This window comes from Pseudomonas sp. WOUb67, assembly GCF_050058005.1.
Taxonomy (GTDB): domain Bacteria; phylum Pseudomonadota; class Gammaproteobacteria; order Pseudomonadales; family Pseudomonadaceae; genus Aquipseudomonas; species Aquipseudomonas putida_R.
Genome location: NZ_CP170112.1, coordinates 2306773 through 2323434 on the forward strand (window position 1 = coordinate 2306773; position 16662 = coordinate 2323434).

At 62.4% G+C, this 16662-nt stretch carries 16 protein-coding genes; 9 read left to right on the plus strand and 7 right to left on the minus strand.

Annotated features, from left to right (window positions below; all coding sequences use genetic code 11):
* Positions 1 to 170 precede the first annotated feature (170 nt).
* Complete coding sequence (locus tag ABOC32_RS10480; protein ID WP_426810981.1) at positions 171 to 1292, plus strand: beta-ketoacyl-ACP synthase III; 1122 nt, start codon at positions 171 to 173, stop codon at positions 1290 to 1292.
* Between the two features lie 214 nt (positions 1293 to 1506).
* Here ABOC32_RS10480 and ABOC32_RS10485 read toward each other — a convergent pair whose 3' ends face one another.
* The gene (locus ABOC32_RS10485) at positions 1507 to 2751 is read right to left on the minus strand and encodes a putative porin (protein WP_264360345.1); all 1245 of its coding nucleotides are present in this window, start codon (positions 2749 to 2751) and stop codon (positions 1507 to 1509) included.
* A gap of 262 nt (positions 2752 to 3013) precedes the next feature.
* Here ABOC32_RS10485 and ABOC32_RS10490 point away from each other — a divergent pair, with 262 nt between their 5' ends.
* Entirely contained in the window at positions 3014 to 4141 is a 1128-nt protein-coding gene (locus ABOC32_RS10490) for a GNAT family N-acetyltransferase (RefSeq protein ID WP_426810982.1), read from the plus strand.
* A 124-nt stretch (positions 4142 to 4265) separates the two neighbouring features.
* Here the strand turns inward: ABOC32_RS10490 and ABOC32_RS10495 are convergent, their stop codons facing one another.
* The 4 genes from ABOC32_RS10495 to ABOC32_RS10510 all read right to left on the minus strand — a co-directional run bounded on the left by ABOC32_RS10495 (position 4266) and on the right by ABOC32_RS10510 (position 8462).
* On the minus strand, positions 4266 to 6098 hold the full coding sequence (locus ABOC32_RS10495) for an ABC transporter ATP-binding protein (protein WP_426810983.1): 1833 nt from the start codon (positions 6096 to 6098) through the stop codon (positions 4266 to 4268).
* A 63-nt stretch (positions 6099 to 6161) separates the two neighbouring features.
* Positions 6162 to 6719: a peptidylprolyl isomerase gene (locus tag ABOC32_RS10500; protein WP_043201669.1), complete on the minus strand. Its 558-nt coding sequence runs from the start codon at positions 6717 to 6719 to the stop codon at positions 6162 to 6164.
* Positions 6713 to 7525 carry an alpha/beta fold hydrolase gene (locus ABOC32_RS10505; protein ID WP_426810984.1) on the minus strand — a complete coding sequence of 271 codons (813 nt, stop codon included), beginning with the start codon at positions 7523 to 7525 and terminating at the stop codon, positions 6713 to 6715. Before ABOC32_RS10505 ends, ABOC32_RS10500 begins: the two co-directional genes overlap by 7 nt.
* 13 nt (positions 7526 to 7538) lie before the next feature.
* Positions 7539 to 8462, minus strand: a complete 924-nt coding sequence (locus ABOC32_RS10510; RefSeq protein ID WP_086976409.1) for a LysR family transcriptional regulator — start codon at positions 8460 to 8462, stop codon at positions 7539 to 7541.
* 48 nt (positions 8463 to 8510) lie between these two features.
* Here ABOC32_RS10510 and ABOC32_RS10515 point away from each other — a divergent pair, with 48 nt between their 5' ends.
* The 4 genes from ABOC32_RS10515 (at position 8511) to ABOC32_RS10530 (ending at position 11631) form a co-directional block, all read left to right on the plus strand.
* The gene (locus ABOC32_RS10515; RefSeq protein ID WP_426810985.1) at positions 8511 to 8825 is read left to right on the plus strand and encodes a 3-phosphoglycerate kinase; all 315 of its coding nucleotides are present in this window, start codon (positions 8511 to 8513) and stop codon (positions 8823 to 8825) included.
* A 110-nt stretch (positions 8826 to 8935) separates the two neighbouring features.
* Complete coding sequence (locus ABOC32_RS10520) at positions 8936 to 9535, plus strand: FMN-dependent NADH-azoreductase (RefSeq protein ID WP_426810986.1); 600 nt, start codon at positions 8936 to 8938, stop codon at positions 9533 to 9535.
* A 283-nt stretch (positions 9536 to 9818) separates the two neighbouring features.
* On the plus strand, positions 9819 to 10694 hold the full coding sequence (locus ABOC32_RS10525) for a carboxylate/amino acid/amine transporter (RefSeq protein ID WP_264360339.1): 876 nt from the start codon (positions 9819 to 9821) through the stop codon (positions 10692 to 10694).
* A gap of 1 nt (position 10695) precedes the next feature.
* Positions 10696 to 11631, plus strand: coding sequence for an AEC family transporter (locus ABOC32_RS10530; RefSeq protein ID WP_426810987.1), 936 nt, complete (start codon positions 10696 to 10698; stop codon positions 11629 to 11631).
* A gap of 114 nt (positions 11632 to 11745) precedes the next feature.
* On the opposite strand, the gene ABOC32_RS10535 is transcribed toward ABOC32_RS10530, so the two are convergent.
* Complete coding sequence (locus tag ABOC32_RS10535) at positions 11746 to 13047, minus strand: mechanosensitive ion channel family protein (RefSeq protein ID WP_426810988.1); 1302 nt, start codon at positions 13045 to 13047, stop codon at positions 11746 to 11748.
* A 103-nt stretch (positions 13048 to 13150) separates the two neighbouring features.
* Between ABOC32_RS10535 and ABOC32_RS10540 the strand changes: the two genes are divergently transcribed.
* The gene (locus tag ABOC32_RS10540; protein ID WP_426810989.1) at positions 13151 to 14512 is read left to right on the plus strand and encodes a DEAD/DEAH box helicase; all 1362 of its coding nucleotides are present in this window, start codon (positions 13151 to 13153) and stop codon (positions 14510 to 14512) included.
* A gap of 120 nt (positions 14513 to 14632) precedes the next feature.
* Here the strand turns inward: ABOC32_RS10540 and ABOC32_RS10545 are convergent, their stop codons facing one another.
* On the minus strand, positions 14633 to 14905 hold the full coding sequence (locus ABOC32_RS10545; protein WP_043201658.1) for a hypothetical protein: 273 nt from the start codon (positions 14903 to 14905) through the stop codon (positions 14633 to 14635).
* A gap of 219 nt (positions 14906 to 15124) precedes the next feature.
* On the opposite strand from ABOC32_RS10545, the gene ABOC32_RS10550 reads away from it, so the two are divergent.
* Both ABOC32_RS10550 and ABOC32_RS10555 read left to right on the plus strand, forming a co-directional pair.
* Positions 15125 to 15520 (plus strand): hypothetical protein, encoded by a 396-nt coding sequence (locus ABOC32_RS10550; protein ID WP_043201654.1) that lies wholly within the window; start codon positions 15125 to 15127, stop codon positions 15518 to 15520.
* A gap of 106 nt (positions 15521 to 15626) precedes the next feature.
* Complete coding sequence (locus tag ABOC32_RS10555) at positions 15627 to 16553, plus strand: DMT family transporter (RefSeq protein WP_426810990.1); 927 nt, start codon at positions 15627 to 15629, stop codon at positions 16551 to 16553.
* Positions 16554 to 16662: the final 109 nt, after the last annotated feature.

The window sequence follows — 16662 nt, forward strand, 5'->3', positions numbered from 1 at the left end:
TTTGTGGCAATATTGATGCAATTTGGGGCCGTGCTGCGGCCCCTGTGGGAGCGGGTTTACCCGCGAACGAGGGCGCAGCCCTTGCCCTTAAATTGGCACTAAAGTGCCATTATCCTGTCATATTCCCAGCCAGCGCCCCGTGGCGATGGCCTTTGACCAGAGGAACGACCGTGCATAACGTCGTGATCAGCGGCACCGGCCTGTACACCCCGGCCCAGAGCATTTCCAACGAAGAACTGGTGGCCTCTTTCAACGCCTGGTCGCAGCAGTTCAACCAGGACAACGCCGCCGCCATCGAGCGGGGTGAAGTCGAAGCGGCGCCGGTGTCCGACGCGGCATTCATCGAAAAGGCCTCGGGCATCAAGAGCCGCTTCGTCATGGACAAGGCCGGCATCCTCGACCCGCAGCGCATGAAGCCACGCCTGCCAGAGCGGTCCAACGACGAACCGTCGGTGCTCTGCGAAATGGCCGTGGCCGCCGCTCGCCAGGCCCTGGAGCGCGCCGGCCGCACGGCGGCCGATGTCGACGGGGTGATCGTCGCCTGCTCCAACCTGCAGCGCCCATACCCGGCCATTGCCATCGAAGTACAACAGGCGCTGGGCATCCAGGGCTTTGCCTTTGACATGAACGTAGCCTGCTCGTCGGCCACCTTCGGCATCCAGACCGCCGCCAACAGCGTGGCTCTGGGCCAGGCGCGTGCGGTGCTGATGGTCAACCCGGAGGTGTGCACCGGCCACCTGAACTTCCGTGACCGTGACAGCCACTTCATTTTCGGTGATGCCGCCACCGCGGTGCTGATCGAGCGTGCCGACCAGGCCACCTCGGCGCACCAGTTCGAGATCGTCAGCAGCAAGCTGTGGACCGAGTTCTCCAACAACATCCGCAACAACTTCGGCTTCCTCAACCGTGCGGCGGAAGAAGGTGAAGGTGCGGCAGACAAGTTGTTCATCCAGGAAGGCCGCAAGGTGTTCCGCGAGGTGTGCCCGAAAGTGGCCGAGCTGATCGGTGAGCACTTGCAGGAAAACGGCCTGCAACCGAGCGATGTGAAGCGCTTCTGGCTGCACCAGGCCAACCTCAGCATGAACCACCTGATCGTCAAGAAGCTGCTGGGGCGTGAAGTGGCCGAGGAAGATGCACCGGTGATTCTCGACCGTTATGCCAACACCAGTTCGGCGGGGTCGGTGATTGCCTTCCACCTGTACCAGGATGACCTGGCCAAGGGCTCGCTGGGCGTGTTGAGCTCGTTTGGTGCGGGGTATTCGATTGGCAGCGTGATTCTGCGCAAGCGCTGATTGCCTGATCTGATCCGAGATAGCCGGGGCCGCTTTGCGGCCCATTCGCAGCACAAGGCTGCTCCTACAAGGGATCGCGTCCCCCTGTAGGAGCAGCCTTGTGCTGCGAATGGGCTGCAAAGCAGCCCCTTACAATTTCACAGGCAAAAAAAGCGGGAAACGCCGGATGGGGTCGGCATTTCCCGCTTCAGCGTGAAGCAGAGGAGGGTGTCGCTTAGAACTTGGCTTCCAGGTCCACCTGCAGGGTGTCTACGTCAGCATCGCTGTTCGGCAGGTTGGAGTAGTCGGTCTTGGCCATCATGTAGGCCGCGCCCAGGGCGAAGTTCTTGTCGATTTCGTAACCCACCTTGAACTTGTGGCCACGGGAACCGGTGAAGCCGTTACCGAAGTCGGAGTCGGTGAACAGGCTGACTACACCGTTACGCTGTACGTCGCGGTAGTTGTAGTCCAGGCTCCAGGCGCCGATCTTGCTCTTCAAGCCAGCCAGCCAGGCCTTGTCCTTGCCGTCGGTGCTTTCGGTGTTCTTGACGAACTGGCCGTAGGCCGACAGCGGGATGGCGAAGCCGGTGAAATCGACCTGACCGAAGCCTTCAACCAGGTTGAACTCGTCGGTGGTGTTGCCCAGCGAGCGCAGGGCTGCCGAGGCCTTGTCGTTGTCATAGCCGTAGACGCTACCGCCAACGGTAACCTTGACGGTGTCAGCCGCGTTGAACTTGGTGCCCAACTGGGCCGCATACAGCTGTGCGTCGTGCTTGAACTGCACGCCGTCGCCGTCGACGTTGTCCTTCAGGTTGTAGTGGCCGATGCTGCCGAACACCTCGGCCGGGCCGAGGTTGGTCTTGTAGGTGGCCGCCACACCTTCCGGGTTGATGTCGCTGTCCCAGATGATGTCGCCCATGCTCACCCATGGCTGCATCATCTTGCCGCCGATCAGGTGCAGGTTTGGCACGGCAGTCGGGTGCCAGTCGAGGTAGGCCAGGTCGACCCACAGCGATTTCTTCTCGAAGTAGTTGTCCAGGCTCTGGTTGGTCGAGCGGGCATCGGCGCTGCTACCGGTGGCCACACGCACACCGGCGTCGACCTGCGGGTTGATCTCGCTGTAGAAGCCGACACGGGCACGCACGCGCTCACGGTCCTGGTTGCCACTGCGGGAGATCGGGTTGTCGACGTTGACGTCTTCGTAACGCAGGCGCACGTCACCCTTGATCTGGGTCTTGGCGGCCCATGCCACTTTTTGTTCAAAGGAGCTCATACGTTCGGACTGAGCTTTCTGGTCGGCCTTTTCCTTGGTTTCTTTTGCCAGGTCGCCCTGCAGTTCGTTGTACTGCGCCTGGTTGATCGAGCCGTTGGCGCGGAGCATTTCGAGCAGCTTGGCGTCGACAGCAGCACTGGCCGGGGCGCTCAGAGCCAGCATCATGCCGGTGAGGCTCACTCCGGTAAGTGTAGAAACAAGACGCATAAGGTTCTCCCTACTGAAAAAAATGGGGGAGGCTCAAGCGCCTGCCCCTGCGTTGGCATGTCTTCGGAAAGGGCCTGAATAGACAGGTTCTGGGGTTCCGGAAAACAGGCGCAAGTATTGCGGGGGCCAATGACAGATTAATGTCTAATTAGTGGCACTGTTGTTAAGTAATTGAGAATAAAAGGATCAGCCCGGCGTTCGTCATTTGAGTGCGGGGCGTTCCTTGGGGATACTGAACGCCTTCAGACAGCGAGCCGAAACCGTGACCAGCCTGTATAGCCTTGCCCATTTGCGTGATCTTCCGGCGGCCACCTGGGATGCCCTGGTGCCGGCGGGCCAACCGTTTCTGCGCCATGCTTTTCTCAGTGCCATGGAGGACAGCGGCAGTGTGCAGCGCAACACCGGCTGGGCCGCCGAGCACCTGGTGCTGGAGCGCGACGGGCAGGTGCGGGCGCTGTTGCCGGCGTACCGCAAGTGGCACTCGTTTGGCGAGTATGTGTTCGATCACGGCTGGGCCGATGCGTGTGAACGGGCCGGCATCCCCTACTATCCCAAGCTGCTCGGCGCTGTGCCGTTCAGCCCGGTCAGCGGCCCACGCCTGCTGGCGGCCGATCCGGCTGACGGTTTGTTGATGCTGCAGGCCCTGCCGGAGTACCTGGGCAAGGGCGGGCTCTCCAGTGCCCACATCAACTTCACCGACCCGGCGCTGGACGCACAGTTGGCCGGCCTGCCCGGGTGGATGGAGCGCCTGGGTTGCCAGTTTCACTGGCAAAACCGGGGCTATCGTGACTTCCAGGATTTTCTCGACAGCCTGAGCTCGCGCAAGCGCAAGCAGATGCGCAAGGAGCGCGAGCAGGTGGCGGGGCAGGGCATCGAATTCCGTTGGTACCGCGGCGATGAACTGGACGAGGCACAGTGGGATTTCGTCTTTCAGTGTTATGCCAACACCTATGCGGTGCGCCGACGCGCGCCTTACCTGACCCGCGAGTTTTTCAGCCTGCTGGCCGAGCGTATGCCCGAGGCGCTGCGTGTGGTGATGGCCCGTCAGGGTGGGCGTGATGTGGCGATGGCCTTGAGCCTGGTGGGGGACGATAGCCTGTTTGGCCGTTACTGGGGGTGCCTGGATGAGTTCGACCGGCTGCATTTCGAAACGTGTTTCTACCAGGGCATGGACTTTGCCATTGCCGAGGGTTACCAGCGTTTCGATGCCGGGGCGCAGGGCGAGCACAAGCTGATACGCGGGTTTGAGCCGGTGTTGACGCGGTCTTGGCATTACCTGCTGCACCCGGGGTTGCGGCGGGCGGTGGAGGATTTTCTGGCGCAGGAGCGGGAAGGGGTCAAGGGGTATGCCGAGGAGGCGCGGGGGATGTTGCCCTATCGTCGGGACTGATGGATTTGTATTGCCTGTGCTGGCCTCTTCGCGGGTAAACCCGCTCCCACAGGGACCGCACAGATCTCAACGTTTGTGCAGCCCTGTGGGAGCGGGCGAGCCCGCGAAGAGGCCGGTGCAGGTTTCAGTCTACCCCGACAAAGCCCCCGGTCTGGTGATGCCACAACCGGGCATACAACCCTTGCTGTTCCAGCAACTCGGCATGGCTGCCGCTCTCGACAATCCGCCCCTTGTCCAGCACCACCAGCCGGTCCATCCGCGCAATGGTCGACAGCCGGTGGGCAATGGCAATCACGGTCTTGCCCTGCATCAGCGTCTCCAGGCTTTCCTGGATGGCCGCCTCTACCTCCGAGTCCAGCGCCGAAGTGGCTTCGTCCATGATCAGGATCGGCGCATTCTTCAACAGCACCCGGGCAATGGCGATGCGCTGGCGCTGGCCGCCCGACAACTTGACCCCGCGCTCACCCACATGGGCATCGAAGCCGGTGCGCCCCTGGGCGTCCGACAACTGCGGGATGAACTCGTCGGCGCGGGCACGACGAACCGCCTCGTGCAACTCTGCCTCGGTGGCGTCGGGGCGGCCATACAGCAGGTTGTCGCGGATCGAGCGGTGCAGCAACGAGGTGTCCTGGGTGATCATGCCGATCTGTGCGCGCAGGCTGGCCTGGCTGACTTCGGCAATGTTCTGGCCATCGATGAGGATGCGCCCGCCCTGTACGTCATACAGGCGCAGCAGCAGGTTGACCAAAGTCGACTTGCCCGCGCCGGACGGGCCGATCAGGCCGATTTTTTCCCCCGGGCGGATGTTCAGGTCGAGCCCTTCGATCACATTGGCAGCCTTGCCATAGTGGAAGTCGACATCATCGAAATGCACCGCGCCGCGGCTGACCTTGAGCGCCGGTGCGTTGGGCGGGTCGGTGACGGTAACCGGTTGGGCGATGGTCTGCAGGCCATCCTGGACCATGCCGATGTTCTCGAAGATGCCGTTGACCACCCACATGATCCAGCCCGACATGTTGACGATGCGAATCACCAGGCCGGTGGCCAGGGCGATGGCGCCAACGGTGATCAGCGACTGGCTCCACAGCCACAGCGCAAGGCCCGTGGTGGTAACAACCAGCAGCCCGTTGAGGGTGGTGATGACCACATCCATGCTGGTGATCACCCGCGAGGCCAGCTGGGTCTTCTCGGTTTGCTCGCGGATCGCTTCACGTGCGTACTGCTGCTCGTAGTCGGTGTGGGCAAACAGCTTTAGCGTGGCGATGTTGGTGTAGCCATCGACGATACGCCCCATCAGCTTGGAGCGCGCGTCGGACGAGATCACCGAGCGTTCCTTGACCCGTGGCACGAAGTAGAACAGCGCGGCGATATAGCCGGCGATCCAGACCAGCAGCGGCAGCATCAGGCGCCAGTCGGCCTCGGCGAACAGCACCAGCGAAGTGATGGCGTAGATCAGCACGTGCCACAGCGCGTCCACCGCCTGCACGGCCGAATCACGCAGCGAGTTGCCGGTCTGCATGATGCGCTGGGCAATGCGCCCGGCGAAGTCGCTCTGGAAGAAATTCAGGCTCTGCTTGAGCACATAGGTGTGGTTTTGCCAGCGGATCAGGCTGGTCATGCCGGGGTTGATGGTCTGGTGCACCAGCAGGTCGTGCAGGCCGAAAAACAACGGCCGCAGCAGCAGGATCACCACCAGCATCCAGATCAGCTCACCGCTGTGCTCGCTGAAGAAGTTTGCATTTGGCGTGCCCTGGGCCAGGTCGATGATGCGGCTGAGGTAGCTGAACATCGCCACCTCGATCAGCGAGGCGAACAGGCCGACCACCAGCAGGGCGAGGAAGCTTGGCCACACCTGGCGCAGGTAGTACAGGTAGAACGGCCACACCGTGGACGGCGGGGACTCGCTGGGCGCTTCGCGAAAAATATCGATCAGTTGTTCGAAACGGCGGTACAGCATGGGTGACAACACTCCTGTTCAACCCGACCCTCAGGCGGTTTCACGTCCCTGTGAAGCCTGCGGTCAGTCGATGCGTTTGGCCGACTTGATGTAGACCGGGTCGGCCGGTACATCGCGCATGCCTTTTTTGATGGTGGTTGGCGAGTTGACGATCTGGTCGACCACTTCCATGCCCTTGGTCACCTTGCCGAACACGGCGTAGCCACGGTCACGCCCCGGGTTGAGGAAGTCGTTGTCGGCCACGTTGATGAAGAACTGGCTGGTGGCGGAGTTCGGGTCGGAGGTACGTGCCATCGACAAGGTGCCGCGGGTGTTCAGCAGGCCATTACTGGCCTCGTTCTTGATCGGGTCTTTGGTGTTCTTCTGCGCCATCTGGTCAGTAAAACCGCCGCCCTGGACCATGAAGCCCGGAATCACCCGGTGGAAGATGGTGTTGTTGTAGAAACCGCTGTCGACGTACTCGAGGAAGTTCTTGGTACTGATCGGTGCCTTCTCGGCATTCAGCTCGATTTCGACCTGGCCGAAGCTGGTGTCCAGCAATACGTGCGGGGTCTTGTCGGAGGCCATGACGCTGGTGGCGAAGGCGACCGAGCAGGCGGTGAGCAGGAGTTTTTTCAGCATGGGCTCAAAGATCCTTGAGAGGTGGAAGCGGCTGCAAGGAACTGCAGCAGGGTCTGGTTGAAGACCTCGGGTTGATCGAGGGGCGTAGCGTGCCGGGAATCGTCGACAACGACCAGCCTGGCGTTGGGCATCAGGGCCACGTAACGCTCTTTCAGTTGTATCGGGGTGTAATCGCGGTCGGCGGCGATCACCAGGGTAGGACAGTGGATCTGCCCGATGCGTTCCTGCACGCCCCAGTCGACGATGGCGTCGAAGCTCTTGAGGTAGGCGCGCTTGTCGTTGCGTGCCCAGCGCTGGGCCATCTTTTGCCGCAGGTCTGCTTGATGGGGCTTGGGGAACAGGCGCTCGGCCAGGCCCTTGCCGACGGTTTCGACACTGAGCAGGCGCGCCAGGCCCCAGCGCTTGAGCCACCAGGCCCAGTCACTGCGGGTACGGCGCTTGACCTCGGGGGCGCTGTTGACGATGCACAGGCTGCGCAGCCACTGCGGGTGATCGACCGCGAACTGAAAACCCACCATGCCGCCCATGGACAGGCCGACGAAGTGCACCGGGCCTGTGTGCAGGTGTTCGAGCAGGGCCAGCAGGTCGGCACTGAAGGTGGCGATCTGGTAGCCGTCGCGGGGCTTGTCGGAGCGGCCGTGGCCGCGGATGTCCATGACGATCACCCGGTAATGACGGCTGAGCACCGGCACCTGCAACTCCCAGTCCTGGCAGCTGGAGCCCAGGCCGTGCAGCAACACCAAGGGTTCGCCCTGGCCATATTCCTCGTAATGCAGTGCGCATCCTTCGTGTTCGAAATAGGCCATGGGCGCGGTCCTCTCAGGCTTGTGGGGGGGCTGCGAAGGGCACGTCCAGTGGCGCGGTGTCGAAGTTGCGCAGCAGGTCGATGAGAATCTGCGTGGCCGGGCCCAGGGTCTTCTCTTTGCTGGAATAAAGGTAGAACAGTGGGTGGCGGCTGCCACCCTGATCCAGCAGCAGCGGTTTGAGCACGCCTTCACTCAGCTCGCGCTCGATCATGTGCCGGGGCAGCCAGGCAAAGCCCAGGCCACTGCTGACAAAGGTGGCGGCGGTGCCCAGGCTGCCGACGGTCCAGCGCTGTTCGGCGCCCAGCCAGCCGACGTCGCGTGGCTGCGCGCGGCCGGAGTCGCGGATGACCACCTGCAACTGGCTTTCCAGGTCCTGGAAGGTGAGTTCCCGGCCCAGGCGGTGCAGGCTGTGTTCAGGGTGGGCGACGGCGACGAACTCCACCGCGCTCAGTTCGGCGCCTAGGTAGCCGCCAATGCTGTAGCTGCTGATGGCCAGGTCGGCGATGCCTTCGTGCATCACTTCTTCTACGCCAGACAGCACCTCTTCACGCAGACGCACCCGGCAGCCGCGGCTTTGCGGCATGAACGCGGCCAGGGCACGTACCAGGCGGGCACTGGGGTAGGCGGCATCGACCACCAGGCGTACCTCGGCCTCCCAGCCTTGTTCCATGTGGTGGGCGAGGTCTTCGAGCTGGCTGGCCTGCTTGACCAGGTGGCGCGAGCGGCGCAGCAGCACGTTGCCCGCCTCGGTGAGCACCGCCTTGCGGCCGTCGATGCGCAGCAGTGGCACGCCCAGTTGTTCCTGCATGCGGGCCACGGTGTAGCTGACCGAGGACTGCGAACGGTGCAGTGCCTCGGCGGCCTGGGCAAACCCGCCGTGATCGACCACTGCTTGCAGGGTCCGCCACTGGTCAAGGGTTACGCGCGGCGCTTTCATCTTTCGCTCCTGTTGTCCTAAGCTGCGCTCTTTCAAGGAGAGCGGCCCATGAAGAAATGTTGTGCGGCAATACTGATGTGCCTGCCCCTCGGGGCCATGGCCTATCCCATCGATGTGGAGAAGGAACTGACCGGGGTCAAGCTCGACTACACCGCCTATGACACGGCCTACGACATGGGCGCCATTACCCTGAACAACTATGGGCAAGTACCGGCGGCGTGCAAGGTAACCTTCCGCAACGGCCCCGAAGCACCGCGGATACGCCGGGTGAACGTTCCGGCCGGCAAAAGCGTCGATGTCACTGCAAAATTCAATCGGCAGATCATCAAACTGCGGATTGCCTTGAACTGCAGTGCGGAATAAAACTGATTAATCGATTGATTGAACCCACTTTTTACGCTTTTTTATCGATAGGTCAAGCCTTAATCTCACCTCCATCGAATCGCACCCTTTTATGCCGATGGAGGCACCCCATGTCCCGCGTACTGATCATCGAAAGCAGCGCCCGCCAGCAGGATTCCGTTTCCCGTCAGCTGACCCGTGATTTCATCCAGCAATGGCAGGCCGCTCACCCGGCCGATCAGATAACTGTGCGTGACCTGGCCGTAAACCCGGTGCCGCACCTGGACGCCAACCTGCTGGGTGGCTGGATGAAGCCGGAAGAACAGCGCAGCGGCGCCGAACTGGAGGCCCTGGCCCGTTCCAACGAATTGACTGATGAATTGCTGGCTGCCGACGTGCTGGTGATGGCCGCGCCCATGTACAACTTCACCATCCCCAGCACCCTCAAGGCCTGGCTGGACCACGTGCTGCGTGCCGGCATCACCTTCAAATACACCCCGACCGGCCCGCAGGGCCTGCTGACCGGCAAGCGCGCCGTCGTGCTGACTGCCCGCGGCGGTATCCATGCCGGCGCCACCAGCGACCATCAGGAACCGTACCTGCGCCAGGTGATGGCCTTCATCGGCATTCACGATGTGGACTTCATCCATGCCGAAGGCCTGAACATGAGCGGCGAGTTCCACGAGAAAGGCGTCAACCAGGCCAAGGCCAAACTGGCGGCGGTGGCCTGAGGCTTACTGAATTCCCAACCCTGACACCTGTTTTTGCTCCTTTGGGTGTACCTGCCCGGCCAATGGCCGGGCTTTTTTATGCCTGCGACCATGAAGTTGCCTGTACCGGCCTCTTCGCGGGTAAACCCGCTCCCACAGGGACAACACAGGTCTAAGGTGCTCTGATATCCCTGTGGGAGCGGGTTTACCCGCGAAGAGGCCGGTACAGCCCCTACATTCCTCATGGTTGAACTCATTCGCCGCAACCCGCTAAGGTCGCGGCCTTGATTCATGAGAGGCAACCATGGGCTACCTGATAATCGTCGCGCTGATCCAGGCGTTTTCCTTCAGCCTGATCGGCGAGTACCTGGCCGGGCACGTCGACAGCTACTTCGCCGTGCTCGCACGGGTGCTGCTGGCAGGCCTGGTGTTCCTGCCATTGACCCGCTGGCGCCAGGTCGAACCGCGCTTCATGCGTTCGATGCTGTTGATCGGTGCCCTGCAATACGGCATCACCTACGTCTGCCTGTACCTGAGCTTTCGCGTACTCACCGTGCCGGAGGTGCTGCTGTTCACCATCCTCACGCCGCTGCACGTGACGCTGATCGAAGACGCCATGAACCGGCGCTTCAACCCTTGGGCGCTGCTGGCTGCGCTGGTGGCCGTGGCCGGTGCTGCGGTGATCCGCTTCGACAGCATCAGCGGTGAGTTCTTTATCGGCTTCCTGCTGCTGCAGTTGGCCAACTTCACCTACGCCGCCGGCCAGGTGCTGTACCGCCACCTGGTTGCACGCCACCCCAGCGACCTGCCGCATTACGCCCGCTTTGGCTACTTCTACCTGGGCGCCTTGCTGGTGGTGCTGCCGGCGTTCCTGCTGTTCGGCAATGCCCAGCACCTGCCGAGTACCGATGTGCAATGGCTGGTGCTGTTGTTCCTGGGCCTGTGCCCGACGGCGCTGGGCCTGTACTGGTGGAACAAGGGCGCCTGCCTGGTTTCGGGCGGCACGCTGGCGGTCATGAACAACCTGCATGTGCCCGTGGGGTTGCTGTTGAACCTGCTGATCTGGAACCAGCACGAGCCGCTGGGGCGGTTGTTCATCGGCGGCGGGATCATCCTGGCGTCGGTGTGGCTGAGCCGGTTGGGGGCGCGCGCGCAGGCACCGCTGGCCAACAAGGCCTGACATGCACACGATCTTCGTCATCGTGGCGCCGATCTTCGCCCTGATCCTGGTCGGCTACCTGTGCCGCAAGACCAACAAGCTGGGCGACAAGGCTGCCGCCGAAATCAACAAGATGGTGGTGTGGCTGTGCCTGCCGGCGTTGCTGTTCAAGGTAACGGCAACTGCCACCTGGAGCGAGATCTGGCACCCCGGCTTCATCGTGGCCTTTGGCGCGGGCGCCCTGGCCATGTTCGTGGTCACGCTGGCGTGGCGGCTGTACAGCGGCCATGGCCTGGTGGCGGCGAGCATCGACGGGCTCAGTGCGGGGTATGCCAACACCGGCTACATCGGCATCCCGCTGTGCCTGCTGCTGTTCGGCCAGGCGGGCTTGCAGCCGGCGCTGATCTCGTCGTTGATCGTGGTGTGCCTGGTGTTCGCCATATCGCTGACCTTCATCGAGGTCGGGCTGCAGGAAGAGCGGCAGGTCGGCCGGGCGATGCGGGTGGTGAGCAAGGCGCTGGCGAAGAACCCGCTGGTGATTTCACCGCTGGCGGGGGCGGGGTGGGCCATGAGCGGGTTGGGGTTGGCCGAGCCGGTGGTGCATTTTCTCGACATGCTGGCGTTGGCCACCACGCCGTGCGCCTTGATATCGCTGGGTGCATTCCTGGCAGAAAAGCGCGCGGGTGCGCAAGCCAGCCCGTGGCCCTTGGTGGCCTTGAAACTGGTGGGGCAGCCGGCGCTGACCTGGGTGCTGGCGTACAAGGTGTTCAGCCTGCCGAGCATGTGGGCGGCTTCGGCGGTGCTGTTGGCAGCGCTGCCGACCGGCACCGGGCCGTTCATGCTGGCGGAGTACTACAACCGTGAGGCGGGGCTGATTTCGCGGACGATCCTGTTCTCGACCATGGCTTCGTTGGTGACCTTGACCGGGTTGTTGTACCTGCTGGGTTACGCGGGGTGATTCGGGGGCGCTTTGCGCCCCATTCGCAGCACAAGGCTGCTCCTACAGGGAACGCGTACCTCCTGTAGGAGCAGCCTTGTGCTGCGAATGGGCTGCAAGGCAGCCCCGGCCATCTCAAGCCTCGCACATATCTTCCAGCCGACGCGACACAGGCTCTTGCGCCGCACGCCCATTCAACCCCACCCGCATATCATTGCCACTCGGCTGCTGATACAGGCTCAACCCAAATTCCGGCAACACCGCCAGCAGATAGTCGAAAATGTCCCCCTGAATCCGCTCGTAGTCCGCCCACACCGTGGTGGTGGTGAAGCAGTAGATCTCCAGCGGCACACCTTCGGCCGTGGTCTGCATCTGCCGCACCATGCAGGTCATGTTCGGGTGCACGTTGGGGTGGTTCTTCAGGTAGGCCAGGGCAAACGCGCGGAAGGTGCCGATGTTGGTCAGCTTGCGGCGGTTGGCCGAAAGCTCGGCTACCGGCCCCAGCGCCTCGTTCCAGTTCTGCAGCTCCTGGCGCTTGCCGGCCAGGTAGTCGCCCAGCAGTTGCACCTGGCTCAGGCGCTGCTCCTCTTCGCGGGTGAGGAAACGCACCCCGGCCGCATCGATGAACAGGCTGCGCTTGATGCGCCGGCCACCGGACTGCTGCATGCCGCGGTAGTTGCGGAACGACTCGCTCATCAGGCGCCAGGTGGGGATGGAAACAATCGTCTTGTCGAAATTCTGCACCTTCACCGTGTGCAGGGTGATGTCCACCACGTCGCCATCGGCACCTACCTGGGGCATTTCGATCCAGTCACCCACATGCAGCATGTCGTTGCTGGTGAGTTGCACACTGGCGACGAACGACAGCAGGGTGTCCTTGTACACCAACAGCAGCACCGCCGACATGGCACCCAGGCCCGACAACAGCAACAACGGCGAGCGGTCGATCAGGGTGGCGACGATGACGATGGAGGCGAAGATCCACAGCATCATCTTGGCCAGCTGCACATAGCCCTTGATGGAGCGGGTGCGGGCGTGTTCGGTGCGGGCGTAGATGTCGAGCAGGGCATCCAGCAGGCACGACAGCGCCATGGTCATGAACAGCAGGGTAAAGGCCAGGGCGACGTTGCCAAGGAAGTGCTGGGCAGTGTCGGACAGCTCCGGCACCAGCTTCAGGCCGAACTGCAGCACCAGTGAGGGCGTGGTTTGCGCCAGGCGGTGGAACACCTTGTTGTGGCGCAGGTCGTCCAGCCACTTCAGGGCAGGCTGGCGGGCCAGCAGGCGGGCGCCATGCAGCATCAGGAAGCGCGCCAGGCGGCCGAGTACCAGGGAAATCAGCAGCAGCACCGCCAGGCCAATGGCGGCGTGCAGCATCGGGTGTTGGTCGAGGGTGCCCCACAGGTCGAGGGAGTCACGCCAGATTCGTTGTATATCCATGGGCTTGGGTACAGTCTTGTTGCGAAACGAGGTGCCATTAGAGCGCGGATGGCGACAAAGTTGCCAAAAGAAATTCGGCTAAGGCGGCAGAAAACGTTACCCTATGCAACTGAATTTCCCGCACTTGCCTGAGGTTACCTCCGTGTTCTCCCAATTCGCCCTGCATGAACGCCTGCTTAAAGCCGTGGCCGAGCTTAAATTTGTCGAGCCGACCCCGGTGCAGGCCGCGGCCATCCCCCTGGCCCTGCAAGGGCGCGACCTGCGTGTGACCGCGCAGACCGGCAGTGGCAAGACGGCGGCCTTCGTGCTGCCGCTGCTCAACCGCCTGGTTGACCTGAAAGGCGGGCGCGTCGAGATCCGTGCGCTGATCCTGCTGCCGACCCGCGAGCTGGCCCAGCAAACCTTGAAGCAGGTGGAGCTGTTCTCGCAGTTCACCTATATCAAGGCCGGCCTGGTTACCGGCGGCGAAGACTTCAAGGAACAGGCCGCCATGCTGCGCAAGGTGCCGGACGTGCTGATCGGCACCCCGGGCCGCCTGCTTGAGCAGCTCAACGCCGGCAACCTCGACCTGTCCCACGTGCAGGTGCTGATCCTCGACGAAGCCGACCGCATGCTCGACATGGGCTTTGCCGAAGACATGGAGCGCCTGTGCAAGGAGTGCGAGAACCGCGAGCAGACCCTGCTGTTCTCCGCCACCACCGGTGGCGCTGCCCTGCGCGACATCATCGGCAAGGTGCTGAAAGACCCTGAGCACCTGATGCTCAACAGCGTCTCGCAGCTGGCCGAAGGCACTCGCCAGCAGATCATCACCGCCGACCACGACCAGCACAAAGAGCACATCGTGCAGTGGCTGCTGGCCAATGAAACCTTCGACAAGGCGATCATCTTCACCAACACCCGCGCCATGGCCGACCGCATCTACGGTCACCTGGTGGCCAAGGACGTGAAGGCTTTCGTGTTGCACGGCGAGAAGGACCAGAAGGACCGCAAACTGGCCATCGAGCGCTTCAAGCAAGGCAGCTCCAAGGTGCTGGTGGCTACCGACGTGGCGGCTCGCGGCCTGGACATCGACGGCCTGGACCTGGTGATCAACTTCGACATGCCTCGCAGCGGTGACGAGTACGTACACCGCGTGGGCCGTACCGGCCGTGCCGGTGGCCAAGGCCTGGCGATCTCGCTGATCACCCACAACGACTGGAACCTGATGTCGAGCATCGAACGCTACCTCAAGCAGCAGTTCGAGCGCCGTGTCATCAAGGAAGTGAAAGGCACCTACAGCGGGCCGAAGAAGGTCAAGGCTTCGGGCAAGGCTGTTGGCGCGAAGAAAAAGAAAGTTGATAAGAAGACCGGCGACAAGAAAGCTGCCGCCAAGCGCAAGCCAACCGCCAAACCGCGTCCCAACGCACCGCTGGCCAGCGCTGACGGCCTGGCACCGCTGAAAAAGCGCAAGCCCGCTGCTGAATAAGTAGCTATCAAGGGCCTATCGCCGGCAAGCCAGCTCCCACAGGGTTTCCACAGACGCTGAATTCAGCGGTATACCTGTGGGAGCTGGCTTGCCGGCGATAGGGCCATTGCTGATAACCCATCACTCAGCCTTCTTCTCCGCCGTTTTCAGCTCCTTGATCCGCTGGTCTATCAGCTGACACTTGTCGGGCAAGTCCTTGCTCGCCGTCTCCAGGTCCATCCCCTGAAGCTCCTCATTGATCTCCTTGGCCTTCTGCGGGTTCTGCTCGGTCAACTGGGTCACCAACCCGGCCAGCTCTTCACGCTTCTGCGTGGCTTCTTCCGGTGTGCAGGCCCAGGCGGGCAGGGCGCAGGAAAGGGCAATAGCGCAAGTAATGGGCAGCAGCGGTTTCATCCTTTCTACCTCAAGCGGTGGTTATGCGCAGTGGAGAGGTGCAGGCGCCGAGAAGTTCAGAGGCTACGACCGATGGAAGACATGCTCGCTGAAAGACCTGTAAAGCTGCTCTCGTGACAGCCCGGTCCATTCCACCCAGCCTTCATCTTTGTGAACACCTCCCTCTGCGGCATGTCCCAACCTGTGTACCCCTTCCGTCCACAGCTGGAGCCCATCACCATGAGCATTGCCTACGACTGGGACCTGATCGAACGCTTGCTGCACGAGGTGCAGAACGGCGCCGGTCACAGCTTTACGCCACGCCCCTATGCCGAACAGCACGCCGCGGCCCAGGCCGCCAAAGGTGAGCCGGTGGGCGACCTGGACCACCTGAAAACCCATGCCTGCGAGTACGAGAAGCTGCTGTTCGAGCGTGGTTTCATCGAAAGCCGGCCTGAAGAAGAGGGCGGCAATGGCGAAAACTTTGTGCTGACCGAGCGCGGGTTACGCCTGATGAGCCTGATCGACAGCAGCATCCCGGGCTTCGAGCACCCGCGCCAGGTGCTGGACGAACAGGCGGATGCGCTGGATGAAGCCACCTTCGAGCAGGTGTCTTCGAAGGCGCAAATTGCTTGAGGTCGTTTTGAGGCTGGCAAGAGCGGGTATGGAAACCCGATAATCGGTAGCTTCTGAATACTGCCGAGCCGATGCCCATGCCTTCGATCGCCCCAGGGGGCCGCCTATGAGTGCGGTCCGCAAGAACCCTGACGCCTTTGCCTTTCAGGTGATGCTGGGGCTGTGCCTGATCTGGGGTTGCCAGCAGGTACTGATCAAGACCGCCGCTGTCGACATCGCGCCCGTGATGCAGGCAGCGCTGCGCAATGGCATCGCCGCCGTGCTGGTGGCGCTGATGCTGTGCTGGCGCGGTGGCTGGGAACAGGTTGGCATTACCTGGCGCGCCGGTTTGCTCGCGGGCGGTCTGTTTGGCGTGGAGTTCCTGTTCATCGCCGAGGGCCTCAAGCTGACATCGGCGGCGCACATGTCGGTGTTCCTCTATACCGCACCGGTGTTCACCGCGTTGGGCCTGCATTTCCGGCTGCCCAGCGAGCGCCTGCGGTTGTTGCAGTGGCTGGGGATTCTGTTGGCCTTCGGTGGCATTGCCATGGCGTTTGCAGGCGGCATGTCGTTCGAGGAAATGGATGGCCGCATGCTGCTGGGTGACGCCTTTGGCGTGATCGCCGGGCTGGCCTGGGGTGCGACCACAGTCGTGGTGCGCTGCTCGCGGCTGTCGGAAGCACCGGCCACCTTGACCTTGTTCTATCAGCTGGCGGTGGGTTTTGCCGGCCTGTTGCTGATTGCCTTGCTCAGCGGGCAGATCGGCGCTGTGTCGCTGACGCCCCTGGCGATGGGCAGTGTGCTGTTCCAGGGGATTGTGGTGTCGTTCATCAGTTACCTGACCTGGTTCTGGTTGCTGCGCAAATACCTGGCGTCCAACCTGGCGGTGTTTTCGTTCATTACCCCGCTGTTTGGGGTGACCTTCGGGGTACTGCTGCTGGACGAGCCGCTAAGCGTCAATTTTGTGATCGGCGCGCTGTTGGTGTTGCTGGGCGTGGTTCTGGTGAGTGCCGAGCCTTGGGTGAAGCAGCAATTGCGGCGGTATGTAGGCTGATGCTTTGCCTATGCCGGCCTCTTCGCGGGTGAACCCGCTCCCACAGGTATCGTATCGCCGTCAGGGCAGTGATATCCCTGTGGGAGCGGGTTTACCCGCGAAGAGGCCG